The sequence below is a fragment of the Flavobacterium sp. MMLR14_040 genome (assembly GCF_033657265.1).
Taxonomy (GTDB): domain Bacteria; phylum Bacteroidota; class Bacteroidia; order Flavobacteriales; family Flavobacteriaceae; genus Flavobacterium.
Window position 1 is genome coordinate 18,617 of record NZ_JAWVWO010000007.1, and the last position, 16,829, is coordinate 35,445.

General features: G+C 39.5%; 14 protein-coding genes. 8 read left to right on the top strand and 6 right to left on the bottom strand.

The window, feature by feature from the left end; all coding sequences use genetic code 11:
• Positions 1 to 99 precede the first annotated feature (99 nt).
• Entirely contained in the window at positions 100 to 834 is a 735-nt protein-coding gene (locus SD960_RS11250) for an SDR family oxidoreductase (RefSeq protein ID WP_318803105.1), read from the top strand.
• A gap of 945 nt (positions 835 to 1,779) precedes the next feature.
• On the opposite strand, the gene SD960_RS11255 is transcribed toward SD960_RS11250, so the two are convergent.
• Positions 1,780 to 2,235: a response regulator gene (locus SD960_RS11255; protein ID WP_318803106.1), complete on the bottom strand. Its 456-nt coding sequence runs from the start codon at positions 2,233 to 2,235 to the stop codon at positions 1,780 to 1,782.
• Between the two features lie 330 nt (positions 2,236 to 2,565).
• Between SD960_RS11255 and dinB the strand changes: the two genes are divergently transcribed.
• Genes dinB through SD960_RS11270 form a run of 3 tightly spaced genes read left to right on the top strand, consistent with a single transcriptional unit; the run spans position 2,566 to position 7,502 of the window.
• Positions 2,566 to 3,753 (top strand): DNA polymerase IV, encoded by a 1,188-nt coding sequence (dinB, locus tag SD960_RS11260; RefSeq protein ID WP_318803109.1) that lies wholly within the window; start codon positions 2,566 to 2,568, stop codon positions 3,751 to 3,753.
• 10 nt (positions 3,754 to 3,763) lie between these two features.
• The gene (locus tag SD960_RS11265) at positions 3,764 to 6,868 is read left to right on the top strand and encodes a DNA polymerase III subunit alpha (protein WP_318803112.1); all 3,105 of its coding nucleotides are present in this window, start codon (positions 3,764 to 3,766) and stop codon (positions 6,866 to 6,868) included.
• A gap of 13 nt (positions 6,869 to 6,881) precedes the next feature.
• Complete coding sequence (locus SD960_RS11270) at positions 6,882 to 7,502, top strand: alpha-ketoglutarate-dependent dioxygenase AlkB family protein (protein ID WP_318803114.1); 621 nt, start codon at positions 6,882 to 6,884, stop codon at positions 7,500 to 7,502.
• A gap of 185 nt (positions 7,503 to 7,687) precedes the next feature.
• Here SD960_RS11270 and xseB read toward each other — a convergent pair whose 3' ends face one another.
• The 5 genes from xseB to SD960_RS11295 all read right to left on the bottom strand — a co-directional run bounded on the left by xseB (position 7,688) and on the right by SD960_RS11295 (position 10,469).
• Positions 7,688 to 7,900, bottom strand: a complete 213-nt coding sequence (gene xseB / locus SD960_RS11275; RefSeq protein WP_413230380.1) for an exodeoxyribonuclease VII small subunit — start codon at positions 7,898 to 7,900, stop codon at positions 7,688 to 7,690.
• Positions 7,875 to 8,819 (bottom strand): exodeoxyribonuclease VII large subunit, encoded by a 945-nt coding sequence (locus SD960_RS11280; protein WP_318803116.1) that lies wholly within the window; start codon positions 8,817 to 8,819, stop codon positions 7,875 to 7,877. The genes xseB and SD960_RS11280 overlap by 26 nt, the downstream gene beginning before the upstream one ends.
• 73 nt (positions 8,820 to 8,892) lie before the next feature.
• Positions 8,893 to 9,312 (bottom strand): exodeoxyribonuclease VII large subunit, encoded by a 420-nt coding sequence (locus tag SD960_RS11285; protein ID WP_318803118.1) that lies wholly within the window; start codon positions 9,310 to 9,312, stop codon positions 8,893 to 8,895.
• 339 nt (positions 9,313 to 9,651) lie between these two features.
• Positions 9,652 to 9,843, bottom strand: coding sequence for a cold-shock protein (locus SD960_RS11290; protein ID WP_318803119.1), 192 nt, complete (start codon positions 9,841 to 9,843; stop codon positions 9,652 to 9,654).
• A gap of 113 nt (positions 9,844 to 9,956) precedes the next feature.
• Positions 9,957 to 10,469: a response regulator gene (locus SD960_RS11295; protein ID WP_318803121.1), complete on the bottom strand. Its 513-nt coding sequence runs from the start codon at positions 10,467 to 10,469 to the stop codon at positions 9,957 to 9,959.
• 160 nt (positions 10,470 to 10,629) lie between these two features.
• On the opposite strand from SD960_RS11295, the gene SD960_RS11300 reads away from it, so the two are divergent.
• The 4 genes from SD960_RS11300 (at position 10,630) to SD960_RS11315 (ending at position 16,763) form a co-directional block, all read left to right on the top strand.
• Positions 10,630 to 12,138 (top strand): ATP-binding protein, encoded by a 1,509-nt coding sequence (locus tag SD960_RS11300; RefSeq protein ID WP_318803123.1) that lies wholly within the window; start codon positions 10,630 to 10,632, stop codon positions 12,136 to 12,138.
• A 495-nt stretch (positions 12,139 to 12,633) separates the two neighbouring features.
• Positions 12,634 to 13,797, top strand: coding sequence for an IS3 family transposase (locus SD960_RS11305; RefSeq protein ID WP_318803124.1), 1,164 nt, complete (start codon positions 12,634 to 12,636; stop codon positions 13,795 to 13,797).
• Between the two features lie 125 nt (positions 13,798 to 13,922).
• Positions 13,923 to 14,522 (top strand): transposase, encoded by a 600-nt coding sequence (locus SD960_RS11310; RefSeq protein ID WP_318803125.1) that lies wholly within the window; start codon positions 13,923 to 13,925, stop codon positions 14,520 to 14,522.
• Positions 14,523 to 15,599: 1,077 nt separating this feature from the next.
• Complete coding sequence (locus SD960_RS11315; protein ID WP_318803126.1) at positions 15,600 to 16,763, top strand: IS3 family transposase; 1,164 nt, start codon at positions 15,600 to 15,602, stop codon at positions 16,761 to 16,763.
• Positions 16,764 to 16,829 lie beyond the last annotated feature (66 nt).

The following is a 16,829-nucleotide window of genomic DNA, read 5'->3' on the forward strand; positions in this document are numbered from 1 at the left end:
CTTTGCAATCATAATTAAATAATGGGAATTGAGAAATATCGATAATGCCAATTTCTCTTTTTAATTATTACTAATCTCCATTTATCTAAATTTAGTTTTATGAATACAAATTTAAAAACCCTTTCGGGTAAGAAGATCATTTTATTGGGTGCCAGTTCCGGCATTGGATTAGCTACTGCTATCGCCGCTGCGCAAGAGGGAGCAAAAGTTATTATAGTGTCCAGTAATCTGGATCGCATCAATACTGCTCTAAGTCAGCTGCCTAAAAATTCAGAAGGCTTTGCGATAGATTTAAGTAAGGAGAGTAATATCGAGAGCTTCTTTACGAAAATTGGAAATTTTGACCATCTGATTTATACAGCTGGTGAGAATCTTCAATTAAACCTTATTAGTGAAACCGATATTGATACTACAAAATCATTTTTTGATCTGCGTTTCTGGAGTACTGTTGCGGCGGTAAAATATGCTACGCCTTTTATAAATCCGGGTGGTTCTATTTCCCTGACCAGCGGAACTGCCAATGCACGTCCGGCAGCGGGATGGTCAGTAGCGTCCGCTATATGCGGGGCCATGGAGGCTTTTGTAAGGGCTATGGCTGTTGAATTAGCTCCTATTCGGGTTAATTGTGTAGTGCCGGGTGTTTTAAAAAGCAATTTGTGGGATACAATGCCCGAAGCCGATCGCGAGGATATGTATAAGTATTATGCAGAGACTCTCCTCCTGAAAAGAGTGGGCGAAACTGAAGATGTTGCCGACGGATTCTTATATCTGATGAAACAGCAGCACGGGACAGGACAAAGCCTGGTTATTGATGGAGGGACATTGTTAATATGAAGCAAAAAGTGAATTAAAAGCCGGTATCGTCTTTTTTTTGATAATAGGATAAAAAGAAGCCTTTAACTGAAAATTCTAGTTTCAAATAAGAAAAAGCTACCATTTTTTTAAACTTATAAAAACAAAAAAATACTAAGCCGTATAAGGATTAATTTTGATAATTTTCTATCAATCCCCGACAGGACATCCAAACCAAATACTTTAAGCCAACGAAAGACAGCCTTTACCAGTAGTAAGCTAATCTCTTCAAATCCTCCATAAAATTTATAGAAATTTGTCCCGTCGAGGTCACAACAAGCCAAATGGCGCCAATTGAATACAATGAGCGCCATTTTTTATTCAAAAAATTACTAATTAATATATTTGGTAATTTTTTGTTTTTGCTTCCTTTTTTCGAATCACACCAGACAAAAATACCGCAAACAATGCATTAAACCACCTCAATATTTATAAAAATATAGGGTATTCCATTCTCATTCTCGGTCAATGCGATTATGGATTTAAATTTTTATAATTAAAGTTCTTAAAATTTAATCTCCTGCTGAATCTTCGCATCCTAAAACGATTAAATCTGAAAGATGTAATATATCAATCAGAGGTTAAACAATTGAGGGCGAATATCAGTTCTCAGAACAAACAGGGCTCCTCAGGAGCCTAGCCCCGATAGCAGTGGAAATCCTTTTGTGCCGGTGTTCGGCACAAAAGATTGGAACGGATAGCGGGATTAGCTCCTAAAAAATAATATTAAATAAAATTGACGATGCTAGTCACTCAAATTAGATTCCGATAAAAATTCCCAATAGCCAATTAATTCAGGCTGTGGAAAATTCTGCACAAAAAAGAGAAAAAGCTTTATCATGATTCTGCCCGCAGCTGCCCGCTAATCCAAATCGCATTTTCAATAGCCTAAATTTTTATCAAGCTCACTTATAAGCATCCCAAAAACTAAACCAAAAGAAACTTTCTCTTTTCCCCAATAGTCCCCACCAGATTAATGCTCAAAACTTCTTCCAGTATTGATTTCAGTTTCTCAAAACAGCTGGGCTTTACTGCATAAAAGGTAGCGCCCAATTCTGAAGCTTTTTGGATATTCTCAGGATCACTGCTGGTGGAGAGCACAACAATGTTCACTTCCCCCAGCTCCCCCTCGCAGCTCCTAATCTCCTTTAGGCAGTCCAGTCCTGTTTTTCCCGGCATATTGATATCCAGGAAAATAAACTGGGGAAGCTCAGCACCTGAAAGGGAAAGAAGGTCATCCATTAAATGCATGCCGTCGGGTGCCTGTTTTAAAACAACACCGGGATCAATTTCTGTGACCGCATCGGCAAAGAACTCCCTGTCATCACTGTCGTCATCGGCCAGGTAAATAAGCCTGTGGGAATTGTAATTTTCAAATGCCATTTTACTACAATTTACATTAAACGATAAAATAGAAAGCTGCTTTGGATAAACAATGTTCCAAAGTAAAGGTCATGCCATTTTAAAACTGCAAAATGATATCCTGAATTTGATTTTGGGGATATAAAGTTAATCATAATTCAGAAAAAACACATTAAAAAAATAAATTTTTACATTTTGTTACTCTTGCTGTTTTTTAAATTTTTCAATATTTACACGCTATGGCCCTATCAGAAAAAACTGGTTACAGAAATTTGTTCCAAATTAGAACATAAAATTTTTAAATAATGTTACGATCTGTAATAATTTTGTCCTGTATAAAATGAGAAGACTATGCAAAGGGCAGTTGTGCACATCGATATGAATACGTTTTTCGTGTCCTGCGAGAGACTGACAAATTCGGAATTAAACGGTATACCGCTGATCATTGGGGGCGGTGAAAGGGGTGTTGTGGCATCCTGCTCGTATGAAGCAAGACGTTTTGGGGTGCGATCTGCCATGCCCATCCACATGGCCATGAAACTCTGCCCGCAGGCCAAAATCATGAAAGGCGACATGGAATTATACTCGAGGCTATCCCATGACATCACCGAGATCATTCAGGAAAAAGCGCCCGTGGTGGAGAAAGCCAGTATTGATGAATTTTACCTGGACATTACCGGGATGGACAAGTTCCATGGCAGCTACAAATGGACAAACGAACTCGCGCATACCATCACAAAAGAAACGGGCCTTCCGCTCACCTTTGCCTTATCAGTAAACAAAACGGTATCGAAAATCGGAACAGGCGAAGGCAAGCAAAAGCAGAACCTGGAGATACCCGAGCATTTGGTCCGGTCTTTTTTAAATCCTTTGTCGATTCGGAAAATACCCATGGTCGGGGAAAAAACCTTCCAGCTGCTCTCGCGAATCGGGATCAGAAAAATAGAAACGCTTTCCCAAATGCCCCCGGAAGCCCTGCAGAAGATGATCGGGCAAAACGGGATCGAACTCTGGAAAAAAGCCAACGGCATTGACAACAATCCGGTGGAACCCTACACGGAGCGGAAATCCATATCCACCGAGCATACTTTTGGGCAGGATACAATTGATATGGAAAGGCTCCGAAGGGTGATACTGGAAATGGTGGAAAAACTGGCCTTTCAGCTAAGATCCGAGCAGTGGCTCACATCCACTGTTACCGTCAAGATCCGTTATGCCAACTTTGATACCGAAACCAGGCAGTCCCGCGTGCAGTATACCTCGGCTGATCATATCCTGACCCAGATTGCTGTTGATTTGTTTGAAAAACTCTACCAGCGAAGAATGCGCCTGCGCCTTATCGGGGTCAGGTTCAGCGGTCTGGTACGCGGCACCTACCAGATCGATCTTTTCGAGGATACCCAGGAAATGCTCTCGCTTTATCAGGCCATGGACCGGATGAAGACAAGGTATGGCTATGATGCGGTGATGCGCTGCGCCGGGGCATCGTTTAAACCCAACAATAAAAATGAAATTTTAAAACGCAAGTACGATAAATAAACCCAAGCCCATGTATCTCAATTGCCATTCCTTTCACTCCCTGCGTTACGGCACAATTCCATTACCGGAATTGATCAGCCGTGCTGCCGCCTGTGGCGTAAAGGCCATGGCACTGACCGACATAAATACGGTAACCGGGATCTATGATTTCATAAAGGGCTGCCAGAGCATGGGGATCAAACCCATTGTGGGAATGGAATTTCGCTGTGACCATCAGCTGCGATACATTGGCCTGGCTAAAAATACTGCAGGGCTTGCCCAGATGAACCGTTTTCTGACCGGTCATAATTTTGAACAAACACCCCTGCCCCTTGAAGCTCCCGACTTTTCAGATGTTTTTGTCATTTATCCCCTGGAGAACGCGCCGGATATCCTACGGGAAGTTGAATACATCGGCATTCGTCCCGAAGAGCTGCCAAAACTCGTCCTGTCGGACTGGAAAAACAGGCAGCAGAAAATGGTCGTACTCCAGCCCGTTACCTTTCGCACCACAAAGGAATATGAGCTTCACAAGGTGCTGCGGGCCATTGACCTGAATGTTATCTTATCAAAACTCTCCCCTTCAGATTACTGCCACAGTTCAGAAGTGATGGTAGGTGTTCAAAGGATTCTGTCCTGCTACTCGAATTATCCGGGGATTATAGCCAACACGGAAAAAATCATGGGCCAGTGCAATTTTGAATTTGATTTCAAAACGCCAAAAAACAAGAAATTTTATACCAACAACCGCAAAGACGATATCAACCTTCTCACCACACTGGCCAAAAAGGGCCTGGAGTGGCGTTATGGCAAAAATAATGCCCAAGCCAAATCCCGCATGTTCAAGGAGCTTAAAGTCATTGACCAACTGGAATTCAGCGGATATTTCCTAATTACATGGGATATCATCCGGTTCAGCAACTCACAGGGCTTTCTGCATATCGGGCGCGGCAGCGGCGCCAACAGTATCATCGCCTATTGCCTGGGCATTACCGATATCTGTCCGCTGGAGCTGGACCTGTATTTTGAGCGGTTTTTGAACCTGAACCGCAAAAGCCCGCCGGATTTTGACATTGACTGGTCCTGGAAGGAGCGCGACAATATCCTGGAATACATTTTCTCCCGCTATGGCTATGAGCATGTGGCTTTTTGCGGTACCAACGTGGAATTCAAGTACAAATCCATATTTCGTGAAGTAGGCAAAGTGTTCGGTCTTCCCAAGGAAGAGCTCGATATCCTGACCAAAAACCCGATGGAGCTGCACCCGACCAACAAAGTGGTGCGCGAGGTACAGCAGTATGGGATGCTTCTGGAGAAATATCCCAACCAGCGAAGCATGCATTCCTGCGGGATCCTGATCTCCGAGGAGCCCATAACCAATTACACCCCACTGGAGATGCCCCCAAAGGGTTTTCCTATTGCGCTTTTTGACATGCATATAGCCGAGGATATAGGACTTGAAAAATTCGATATCCTGAGCCAGCGCGGCATCGGGCATATTGATGACAGCGTGAAGCTTATTGAGAAAAACAAGGGAATCCGCCTGAATATCCGTGATACGGCCATTTCAAAAAATGAGGCCAGCTGCAATGAATTTTTGGGTATTGGCCGCACTATCGGCTGCTTTTACATTGAAAGCCCTGCCATGCGGGGATTATTGCGCCGCCTGAAGTGCAACAATTATAAAACCCTGGTAGCAGCCTCCTCTATCATACGTCCGGGTGTGGCCCAAAGCGGTATGATGAAGGAATATATATTCCGCCACAACCATCCCGATAAGTTCGAGTATTTCCATCCTGTTTTCGAGCAGCAGCTTGGGGAAACCTACGGAATCATGGTCTATCAGGAAGACGTGATCAAAATCGCCCTGCATTACGGCGGGCTGCCCGCCGCGGATGGGGATATCCTGCGCCGTGCCATGTCAGGCAAAGGACGCTCCAAGGAAGCGCTTCAAAAAGTGAAGGATAATTTCTTTGCCTGCTGTCAGGCGCAGGGACATCCCGAGAAACTCAGTGAGGAAATCTACCGCCAGATTGAATCCTTTGCCGGATACTCGTTCTGCAAGGCACACTCGGCATCTTATGCCGTGGAGAGTTATCAGAGCCTGTACCTCAAAGTGCACTATCCTATAGAATTTATGGTGGCGGTCATCAACAACCAGGGCGGCTTTTACCGTACCGAGGTTTATGTGCATGAGGCAAGGATGTCAGGGGCCGTGATCCACAATCCATGTGTCAACAAAAGCGAATTTGAAACCACGCTTTATGGCTCAGATGTATATCTGGGATTTATGCACCTGAAAAGCCTCGATGAGCAGACCGCCCGGCTGATCCAGTCCGAGCGGGAAAAAAATGGCCCGTACGGCTCGCTTGAAGATTTTATCAACCGCATCCCTATTGGCATTGAAACCCTGCAGATCCTGATTTTTATCGGCGCTTTCCGCTTTACGGGAAAAACAAAAAACCAGCTGCTGGTCACCGCCAGACTGATCCTTGTCAATTTCAAGCCCGAAAACAGGGGCCTATTGCTGATCCAGGAGCCTGTAAAAGAATTTGAGCTGCCCGAGCTTGCCCGCTCGGAATTTGAGGATGCCTTTGACGAGATCGAGCTTTTGAGCTTCCCGGTCTCCTGCTCCCCTTTTGATCTTTTGAAAACCAAATTCCGGGGCGATGTAATGGCCAAAGACCTTCTGAAACATCACAAAAAATCAGTTCGCATGCTGGCCTACCTGATCTCCAGAAAGCATGTGCCCACCAAGATGGGCGCCATGTTTTTCGGGACCTGGATTGACGCCCAGGGCGAGCTGTTTGATACGGCCCATTTCACCGGCAGCCTTAAAGAATATCCCTTTCAGGGCGGTGGCTGTTACCTTCTTTTGGGAAATGTGGAGGTGGATTACCACTTCCCTACCATTACGGTTACCAAAATGTCCAAGATGCCTTTTGTTGCCGATCCAAGGTATTCGAATTCTGATGAGCGGCAGTTCAAGGCGCACCAGCAGCTGCGCGAGGATATCTCAATGACCGACCGCCAGCCTTATCCCCAGGAGCATGAAATTAACCTGCCAAGACTAAAAATGAGCGTGGAAGGCATGCCATTCATCGATCCGAAGGACCATATAATGAGTATAAATTAAAATTCTGAACAAAATGATGCTATTTGATGACACCGAAATTTTTTCATCAGGCAAAGGCGGCAAAAGAGTATTTGACGTCCCTGATGCGGACCTTCTGCTGATTGATAATTTTTTCAGTAAGCAGGAATCCGATTATTACTATAACTTTTTATACCATACCACCCAGTGGCGGGAATATGAAATGCCCATGTACGACAAGGTGGTCACAGCGCCCAGGATGATTTCCTGGTATGGGGAGACCAGAAGACCCGAAAGAAAGTCGAATCCTGACTGGCCCGACCAGCTGCTGAAAATCCGCGAGCGCGTGGAGGAGCATACCGGTATTGAATTCAATGCCGTGCTGCTCAACCTCTACAGGGACGGCACTGACGGTGTGGGATGGCACAGCGATAAAACCACCAGCACCAACAAGGACATGAACATCGCATCGGTAACTTTTGGGGAAACAAGAATCTTCCGACTGCGCCATAAAACCCTAAAGCATATTCCCCAGATTGAAATTCCCCTGCACCACGGCACTTTTCTGCTAATGGCCGGACATACCAACACCTATTGGGAGCATCAGGTACCCAAAACAGCCAGGGAAGTGCTGCCCAGGATCAATCTTACCTTCCGGCAGGTAAAAGAAAATTAATATGTTGTTATGTAGCTGCTGCATTCTAATATGAAAAAAGATGCTGCCTCATTTTTGAGACAGCTTCTTTAAAGTAAGAGGCCTATATAAATGGAATATTAAATTTTTAATTTTAAGTATTCAGTTTATTCGGATTATATATATCGTGATAACGAAAAAACCTTGCGTATACTATATTCCCTGCCTTATTGCTTCTCAGGATTCTCCATCCTGCTGATGATTTTACTCACTTCCGCTTCTGTGTTTTTTAGCTTGGCCTGGCAGAACTCAATAAGCTCGGATGCCCTTTTGACTTTTGCAGCCAGCTCGTCAACTGATATTTCTTCGCTTTCTATCTCTTTTGAAATGGCGGTCAGCTCGGACTTCGCCGCCTCATAGGTCAGTTTCTCTTCCATCATATTGTATTTTTTCTTTAACAATGCTTTTAAGTTTTGCATCTCCCAGGATCACTTCTATCTCTTGCCCCGCCTCTATATTCTCGGCGCTGCTGATAATTTTCCCACCAGTCTTCACAATTGCATACCCCTTGCGAAGGATATTCTGAGGGGACATGATCCCGATGTTCTTCTTTTGGTAATCCAAAGTAAGTTTCTCATGGCGAAGATACGCACTCGCTGTATTGATTATACTATTTTTTATATTCCCTAAATCATTTTTTTGCTGCTGAAACAGCATTCGCGGACTCCGCGCCAGCTGATGTGCCGAAAGGATTAGATTCTTCTGGTGTCCGTACAAAACTGCCCTTGAGCTGCTTACAATTTGATGATTGGTTCGCCTCAGCTCCTCGCTGTGCAGCTGTACAAGTTCCCTTGCATTGCGGGAAATCGCGTTTTTAAGCTCGCTTAATTCTTTGTAATGGGCGTAAAAAAGCTGCTGTGATTTGATGACAATATTTTGCTGGAGCGAGAGTATCCCAAGCTCAAAACTTCGGTTATGGGCAATGATGAACTCAGCGGCCTTGGTTGGGGTTTTGGTATGGGTATGGGCCATCAGGTCCGCTATACTGACATTTTTTTGGTGCCCAATGCCGGTTATGACCGGAATGGGGAACTTGGCCACTGCACGTCCGATATTGTAATTGTCAAAGATCAGAAAATCAGACTGTGACCCGCCGCCCCTGTTAATGACAAGGGCATCGTAAGGGATTCCGGTATTATAAATCTCAATGAGTTTACTCAAAAATAGTTTGGCATTATTATCTCCCTGCACCACCCTGTAATAATCATCAATCTGGAAACCATACCCAAAATCATTATGCTGCATCGTATGGCGGAAATCCTCATTCCCTGCCGAGCTGCTCGATGATATAACAGCCACTCTCTGGATTACCAAAGGAAGCTGCAGCCTGCTGTTATAGGTAGAGTAATTATCACCTTCTTTTTGTATATAATCATTTTCCCTGACCAGACGCTCCAGGGTGGCATTTCGCTGCTGTTTCGAGTATGCCCAGCATAAAATTGCTGTCGATATCCAAAACGCTCACAGACAAACCATACACAGGATGATAATCCACGCTTACCTGCACCAGGACATGCAGGTTATTGGTAAAGGCCTGTCCTGTGTGTTTTTCAAACTCTTCAATACGAATAGCCCCTGTACCCCATGATTTTCCCATTATTTTAGCCGTGATGGCATTGCCGTTCTGCGCTTTTTCCACCAGCTCAAAATAATGGATCTTTTTGTCGGACTTATAGGAATGATTGGTAACATCGGCCAGTACCCAGAAACGCTGCCCTTCAAAACGTGCCCTGATCGTGTCATGGATCATGTCATTAAGCGCTGAGAGTCTGATATACGGCTGGGGTTCCATTGATGGGGATTTCTTGTGTATGGCTAAGATACTACTATTGCCCGGAATCTCAAAAAGGCTTAAAAGGCAGTCGTTAATTGGGCGGAAACATACCTTTCGAATACAAAACAGGGTTCTCAGAGCCCTTAGCCCCGATAGCACTGTAAATCCTTTGGTGCCAGGATACGGCACAAAAGATTGGAACGGATAGCGGGAAAAAGCTCCTGAAAAAAATAGTAAATAAAATTGACGATGCTGATTACTCTATATCATTTAACTTAAAAGCAAACTTACATTACATAAAACAAAAAAGGCACCTGCCTGAGCAGATGCCTTTATAAAGTTAACTGTGAAGTATAATTATGCTACAACTACGTTTACTGCGTTTGGACCTTTGCGGCCTTCCTGGATGTCATATCGTACTGCATCGTTTTGAGCGATGTTTTCCGTTAGACCTGAGACATGAACAAAAACTTCGGCTCCTCCATTACTTGGAGTTATAAATCCGAACCCTTTTTCTTCATTGAAAAATTTTACTGTACCTTCTTGCATTTTAATGTATTTAATTGCCCAAAGATAGCCCTTTAAAACGAGAAGTGACTGAAATTGAGATTTTTATTTCACATTAATAAAATGCGCCATACCAAGATACTAAGAGGGTTTATTTAATCCTTGTTGGAAATATTCTTTTCCGAAACAAAAAATATATTTTTAAGGGGATTCAGCAGCGCTTTAGTACCGTGGAGCACGAATACTTTTTTCAGAACAAGAATAAAGCCGGCAAAAGAGCTTGGCTTTTGTATGTATAGGTTGGCCCCTTTGTTAAAGGTCTCTTCAATATCTTTTGGGTGATTGGACGTGGAGAGCATGACCGCCGGAATATCCTTAAGCTCCTTATCACTCTTTATTTCCTCCAGTGCTTCCTTTCCTCCCTTAACGGGCATATTGATATCTATAAAAACAATATCAGGATTTGGCTCGTCAGGGTCTTTGAGGTTATCCAGCAATTGCTGCCCGTTCTCTACAGTTGTTACCTCAGAAGGGACATTGGTTGCATCAAGGGCTTCCATAAATAGTTCCTGATCATCCTTATCATCCTCGGCCAGTATAATTTTTACCGGCTCATTTTCCTCAAGACCATTATTAGGAGTCTGGGCTGAATTTTTAGGACTTGTCATAGTAAACAGTTTTACAATTTCCAAAAGTACTACAATATGCCTAAATAAAATTTCCAGGCCGGGATTAATTGCATTGAAGTTGTATAATCAATACTCTTAATTGTATAACAGAAAATTTCGCCCATTGCAGTACCTTGGCCTAAACACTAAAACCGGACATGTGCAGCATAATTTAACCTTTCTTCAGGATATTTTACTGAATACTCCAGTACCTACTGCAGTTTATTGTACCGATGATTTACTAATTTCTTTCGCTAATAACGCCATGCTCCGCTTATGGAATCAAGCAGAACGGGTCATCGGCAGAAAGTTCGCTGATATTGCGGCTGATTTTAAAAAAGATTCCATTAGCGGGCAAATTCGAACGGTAATGAAAACCGGAATACCTTTTCAGGCCAATGACCAAAAACTTAATATCCTTAAAAACGGGGCCTGGACACCTTTTTTTTTTAATTATAATTTCAGCCCCCTTCGCAATGAAAAGGGAGTTGTCTATGGCGTGGTACATACCTGCACGGAAGTAACCAAATTGCACGAGGCAAAAAACCAGATAGTAAACTCCGGTGAAATGCTGGGCATGGCCATTGATGCCTGCGGCATGGGAACCTATGAAATCGACGTTACAACAAACGGGATCAAAACCTCTGATAACTTTAAGAAGCTTTTGTGCATTGATTCTGAAATTACTCTAAAGGCACTAATGGAAAAAGTGCATCCCGATGATCGCCACCTGCTGGAAAAAGCCCGCAAGGATGCCCTTGCAAACGGAGTAGTCTGCTATGAGACCCGAATTTTACAAGAAAACAAATCAGAGAAGTGGATTAAGTTTTTTGGAAAGATCATAAAGGATGAAAAGGGAAATCCAATAACAATCTTAGGTGTCGTGCAGGATATACAGAAGCAAAAAGAATTTGAAGTAGAACTGAAAAGAAAGATCGAAGAAAGCACCCTGGAACTCCGACGATCTAATGCTGACTTGCTGCATTTTGCCAATGTGGTGAGCCACGATCTTCAGGAACCGGTACGGAAAATTCGAATTTTTGATGACTTCTTAAAAAATGAGATTGCCCACCAGCTGCCGGATCGCTCGGTTATGCATTTAAACAAAATAGGGGATTCTGCAACCCGTATGCAATCCATTATTGAAGGGCTGCTTGCCTACTCCACTATGGACAAAAGCATCCAGCCGGTTGAAAAGATTTCCCTAAATGATTTACTGGAGAACATCAAAACAGACCTGGAGCTTATAATAAAAGAAAAAGACGCGATTCTAATCATAAGTGATCTTCCTGAAGTCCAGGGCGCTGCCATTCTTATTCACCAGCTTTTTTATAACCTTACCCAAAATGCCCTGAAATTCACAAAAGCGGGACAGCCTCCGAGAATTATTATTACCAGCTGTATAAAAAATATCAATTCGACTGAGTCTGTAGAAATTTCCTTCAAAGATAATGGCATCGGGCTTGATCCTCTTTATGCAGAAAAAATATTTGCTGTTTTTGAAAGGCTTCATTCCAAGGATGAGTATGAGGGAAACGGGATTGGCCTGGCACTATGCCAGAAGATAATTCAAAGGCACAATGGAACTATTATGGCTAAAGGAGAAATAGAAAATGGTGCCGAATTTATAGTTACCCTTCCCCTTGAACAGGCTGCCGAAAATATCTGAAAAAACAAACTTTTCAAGTTTGTAAAAAAGAAATAAGCGGCGCGGTGCTCTTTTATTTATTTTCCTGATTTTTAACCAGTACCTCTTCCGACGGGGTCTTCAAGAAGAGGGTCATAATTTCGCGATGTCTTAGGTATTGCCGCAGAATCGAAGAAACATGAACCAAAATAACCAGACCGCAACTATTAGCGTTGTTGCCCAACATTAATGTCACAACTTCAGAAAAGTAATACCGGTACAAATCGCGTTAATGTTTTACGTAAGCCATACTGTCTATATTTATCTATAAAACGCGCAGTAAACAAAACAGATGGATAGTGCATGCTCTTGTATTTCTTTATAAATAATTTATTTTTATAATATAGCCATTAGTTATAGCTGTTTTTTAAAGTAAAGTCCTTGTTTAACTGAGATTTATATAGGTTTCATAATTTATAATCAGTCAATTCATTAATCAGTTCGCAAATAGTTAACAATACCTAAAGAATACAGCTTATGGCAAAAGAGCGCAATATTTACAATCGAATTTTTAAGGAAAATGTGGTAAAGTTAAGTTATGAAAAAAAAAATCTTAAGGAATTTGCCAATGAATTGGGAATAGCACCTTGCCTATTAACAAAGTGGCGTAAGGACTATCAGAAATTTGGAGAAGCAAGTTTTCAGGGATCAGGCAATTTAAGAGTACATCCAGAGAACAGATTTTCTTTTGAACTTGAAAAAAACTACAAAAAATCAGAACTTAGATTTGAGATTTTAAAAAAAGCATATCCCTATCTATATCAAGGAAGAATAGAAGTTTACAACTTCATAAAGAACAACGAAAAAAAGTACTCAATATCAGAGATGTGTCGAGTATTAAATATAAAGAGTGGCACATATAATAGATGGAAAAACAACGGTATTTCAGAAAAACAACGACAAATAGCTATATTAAAAAAGAATATATCATTAATATTTTTACGTTCTAAAAAATATTATGGAAGAGGTAAAATCACTCAAAAACTTAACGATCAAGGTTATAAAATATCCCAAAAGCAGGTATCCTTTTATATGAACCAATTGGGATTGCGCAAGATTGCAAAAAGAAAATTTAAAATAACAACAGATTCCAAACATACTCATTATATTTCCCCTAATGTTCTAAATAGGAAGTTTACAGTAAATAGCTCCTCCAAAGTCTGGGTATCTGACATTACATATATTCAAACAAAAAAAGGCTTTTTATATCTTACAATAATTATGGACTTATATGACAGAAAAATAATCGGGTGGAGTTTAGGTACAGAGCTTACCACATTGAAAACTACTTTAGCTGCTTGGGAAATGGCTAAAAGTAACCGTACAATTTTAAAAGGAATGATTTTTCACTCTGATAGAGGAGTTCAATATGCTAATAAAGCTTTTACAAGTGAACTGAATTCTTATCAATGTATAAGAAGTATGAGTCGTAAGGGGAATAGCTTGGACAATGCCGTTTCAGAAAGTTTTTTCAATTCATTAAAAAGAGAATTAATATATCGTAAAAGTAAACTAATTACTCAAAAACTTATGAAAGCCGAAATATATGAATTTATTGAAAATTGGTATAACAAAAAAAGAATCCATTCTGCATTGAATTATCTAACAATAGAGCAATTTAATGAAATCACTAATTTATGAGTGCGCGACCAAATTTAGCTCGATATTTGATTAATTAAAAAAATTAAAAACGGGTTTTAATAACTATAAATTGACGTCTTTGACCAGCAGTTGGAAAAGTAAATAATAAAACTTAAATGCTCTACATGACAAGAAATAGAAAAAAATATGATTTTGCATTCAAAGAAAAAGCAGTCTTGCTGAGTTACGAGAAAAACATTAGTTTAGCAAAACTAGAAAAAGAACTTAATTTGTATACCGCTGCATTAAGCACATGGCGTCGGGAATATGAAAAATTTAATAAAGGAGATTCTTCAGGAAATGACTACTTAAAAGTAAATCTTGAAAGACAAAAAATTCAAGAACTTGAAAAAAAAACCAACAAATCAGATTTAAAATTTGAAATTTTAAAAAATGCTGAAAAACATTATAAGCAAGGAAGGCTTACGACATTTTATTTCATGGCAGATAATGAAAAAAAATATTCTATTCGATTGATGTGCGAGGTTTTAGATATAAACAGAGGTACTTATCGGAAATGGAAGAACGGCTTTATCACAGAAACAAAAAAAAGAAAGATCTTAATACAAAAAGAAATAACCACCATATTCTATGCATGTAAACAACGTTATGGATGCCCGCGAATTGCAGTAGAATTACAAAATTTAGGATATCAAATCTCATCTACCACAGTACATAAACATATGAAAGAATTAGGTTTGTCCAGCAAAGTAAAAAAAAATTAAATACTATTTTTAGGCTTATTACAATAAAAATCCATTCGGTTAAAAAACTACAGTAAAATTATTCAATAAATACCTGATTAAGTGAAGCAAGAGTGTATTGTAAATAATTATGAAATCTTAATCAATATTGAAGTACATGAAAATAGCGACTTACAATATAAACGGGATTATTGTCTGTCTTAATGTTCTTTTGCGATAATTGGAAGAAACAGTTCCCGATGTGGTTGTCTACAAAAACTTAAGACACCCAAGGACAAATCCCATCGAAAGCCATTAACGATGCGGGCTAACAATGCCATTTGGCATGGGTAAAAATAATGTAGCAAAAATGGCAGGTACTATGCAAGTTAAAGAGATAACACGAGCTCTTGTCTAGAAATGAGAACGAAAAGCCAGACTCGTTACATCGGGTTGCTAATAGACAATATTGTTATCACTTTTTATACCTGCCAAATGGTAACTCGGCACTTGGTCCAAAACTTGAATACAAAATTTTATTGGCAATCGGCTGGCTAAACGCGCAGCTAAACTATTGAGTTTAAAAACCCGGTAATACTTGCGGGGATTTGAATTTAATGCCGATAGAAATCCGAATTAAAAATATCCTAACTTCGTTTCAAACTATTTACATACCTAATGGATATAGGAAAGGGTTCAAATTTATCAAGGATAATACAAAGGATCAAATATTAAGAACAGAAAATAGAAGTGTTTTAATTTTTATCTTTATTTTTTTTATATATCTTTGATAATGTGTTATTTACATTAAGTAATTTAAAATATCAATAATCCAATCTTACAAGCCTATGTAAAATAACATAATATTCTTTAAAGTTCTAACATCATGCTACAGTTTTTGTTGTTTTTAAAGGATGTATTATTTAAGAGCAAATAGAGATATTTGCTCTTTTTATTTGATATAAACTCTAAATGGACAATTTTTTTATGCAGGATATTTATAATGATTCTTGCTACCGAATTGAAATTTTTAAAGGTGAAATATAAATCGTAGCCAGAAATCTAAACTAGATAATACAATTTTATTTAGAAAACAATAATATCATTACTGACTGCAAAATGACAAAAAAACTTAAAACTTATGATCCGATTTTTAAAGAAAAAGCTGTTCAGTTAAGTTACAAAAGAGGTTCATTAGTACAAGTAGAGCAAGAGCTTAAAATATCTAGTTCCTTACTATATAAATGGCGACAGCAATATGAAAAATTTGGAAGTTTTTGTGGGAAAGGAAACGGATATTTAAGATTAAATCCTGCACAGCAAAAAATTCAAGAACTTGAAAGAAAAGCTAAACAATCAGAGCTGCAATATGAAATTTTAAAAAAGGGAAGTAAATATTTTTTAAAAGGGAGATTACAGATTTTTAATTTTATTAAAAATAATGAAAAATTATATTCAACTAAAAAAATGTGTCGAATTTTAGGAGTTGGAGAAGTGGGTTACTATCGATGGAAAAATCAATTTATTTCAGAGACACAATTGCGAATAATTTTACTAAAGAAAGAAGTGCATTCATTATTTATTGAAGCAAAACAGCGACATGGAAGTTCAAGAATTACTATAGAACTTAAAAATCGAGGCTATAAACTGACAAGGACCACAGTATCAAGATATATGAACCAATTAGGTTTAAAGAAAAAAACAACTAAAAAATTCAAGGTAACAACAAACTCAAATCACAATCATTATATCGCCCCTAATATTTTAAATAGGAAATTTAACGTAAAGCAACCATGTAGAGCTTGGGTATCGGATATCACATATATAAAAACTACAAAAGGTTTTTTATATCTTACAGTTATTTTAGATTTGTTCGACCGAAAAATAATCGGCTGGAACCTTAGCAACAGTATGTCTACAAAACTGACAACTGTGCCGGCTTGGGAAATGGCAATTAATAATAGACCCATTAAGAATGAATTAATATTCCATTCTGATCGAGGGGTTCAATATGCCAATAAAAGCTTTACAAAATTATTAGATTCTTATAAAATTATTAAAAGAAGTATGAGCCGTAAAGGCAATTATTGGGACAATGCAGTTGCTGAGAGCTTTTTTGGTACATTAAAAAGAGAATTAATACATAAAAACAGGCTCTTAAATCAAAAACAGATGAAAGCGCAAATATTCGAATATATAGAAAACTGGTATAATAAAAAAAGAATTCATTCTACTTTGAACTTTATAACAATAGAAGAATTCGGTGAAATTAATAAATTATAAAAATTCTTTCGCTCAATGTAAGGCTTTAAAAAGTTTTAGACGTCAATCAATGCCCTTACAGAGCGT

Excerpts from the sequence above, each read along its gene's own strand:
- SD960_RS11290 (WP_318803119.1), bottom strand. The coding sequence starts at position 9,843 with ATGCAAGAAGGTACAGTAAAATTTTTCAATGAAGAAAAAGGGTTCGGA.
- SD960_RS11310 (WP_318803125.1), top strand. The coding sequence starts at position 13,923 with ATGACAAGAAATAGAAAAAAATATGATTTTGCATTCAAAGAAAAAGCA.
- SD960_RS11315 (WP_318803126.1), top strand. The coding sequence starts at position 15,600 with ATGACAAAAAAACTTAAAACTTATGATCCGATTTTTAAAGAAAAAGCT.
- xseB (WP_413230380.1), bottom strand. The coding sequence starts at position 7,900 with ATGATGGAAGAGAAACTGACCTATGAGGCGGCGAAGTCCGAGCTGACC.
- dinB (WP_318803109.1), top strand. The coding sequence starts at position 2,566 with ATGCAAAGGGCAGTTGTGCACATCGATATGAATACGTTTTTCGTGTCC.
- SD960_RS11270 (WP_318803114.1), top strand. The coding sequence starts at position 6,882 with ATGATGCTATTTGATGACACCGAAATTTTTTCATCAGGCAAAGGCGGC.
- SD960_RS11295 (WP_318803121.1), bottom strand. The coding sequence starts at position 10,469 with ATGACAAGTCCTAAAAATTCAGCCCAGACTCCTAATAATGGTCTTGAG.
- SD960_RS11265 (WP_318803112.1), top strand. The coding sequence starts at position 3,764 with ATGTATCTCAATTGCCATTCCTTTCACTCCCTGCGTTACGGCACAATT.
- SD960_RS11255 (WP_318803106.1), bottom strand. The coding sequence starts at position 2,235 with ATGGCATTTGAAAATTACAATTCCCACAGGCTTATTTACCTGGCCGAT.
- SD960_RS11250 (WP_318803105.1), top strand. The coding sequence starts at position 100 with ATGAATACAAATTTAAAAACCCTTTCGGGTAAGAAGATCATTTTATTG.
- SD960_RS11285 (WP_318803118.1), bottom strand. The coding sequence starts at position 9,312 with ATGGAACCCCAGCCGTATATCAGACTCTCAGCGCTTAATGACATGATC.
- SD960_RS11305 (WP_318803124.1), top strand. The coding sequence starts at position 12,634 with ATGGCAAAAGAGCGCAATATTTACAATCGAATTTTTAAGGAAAATGTG.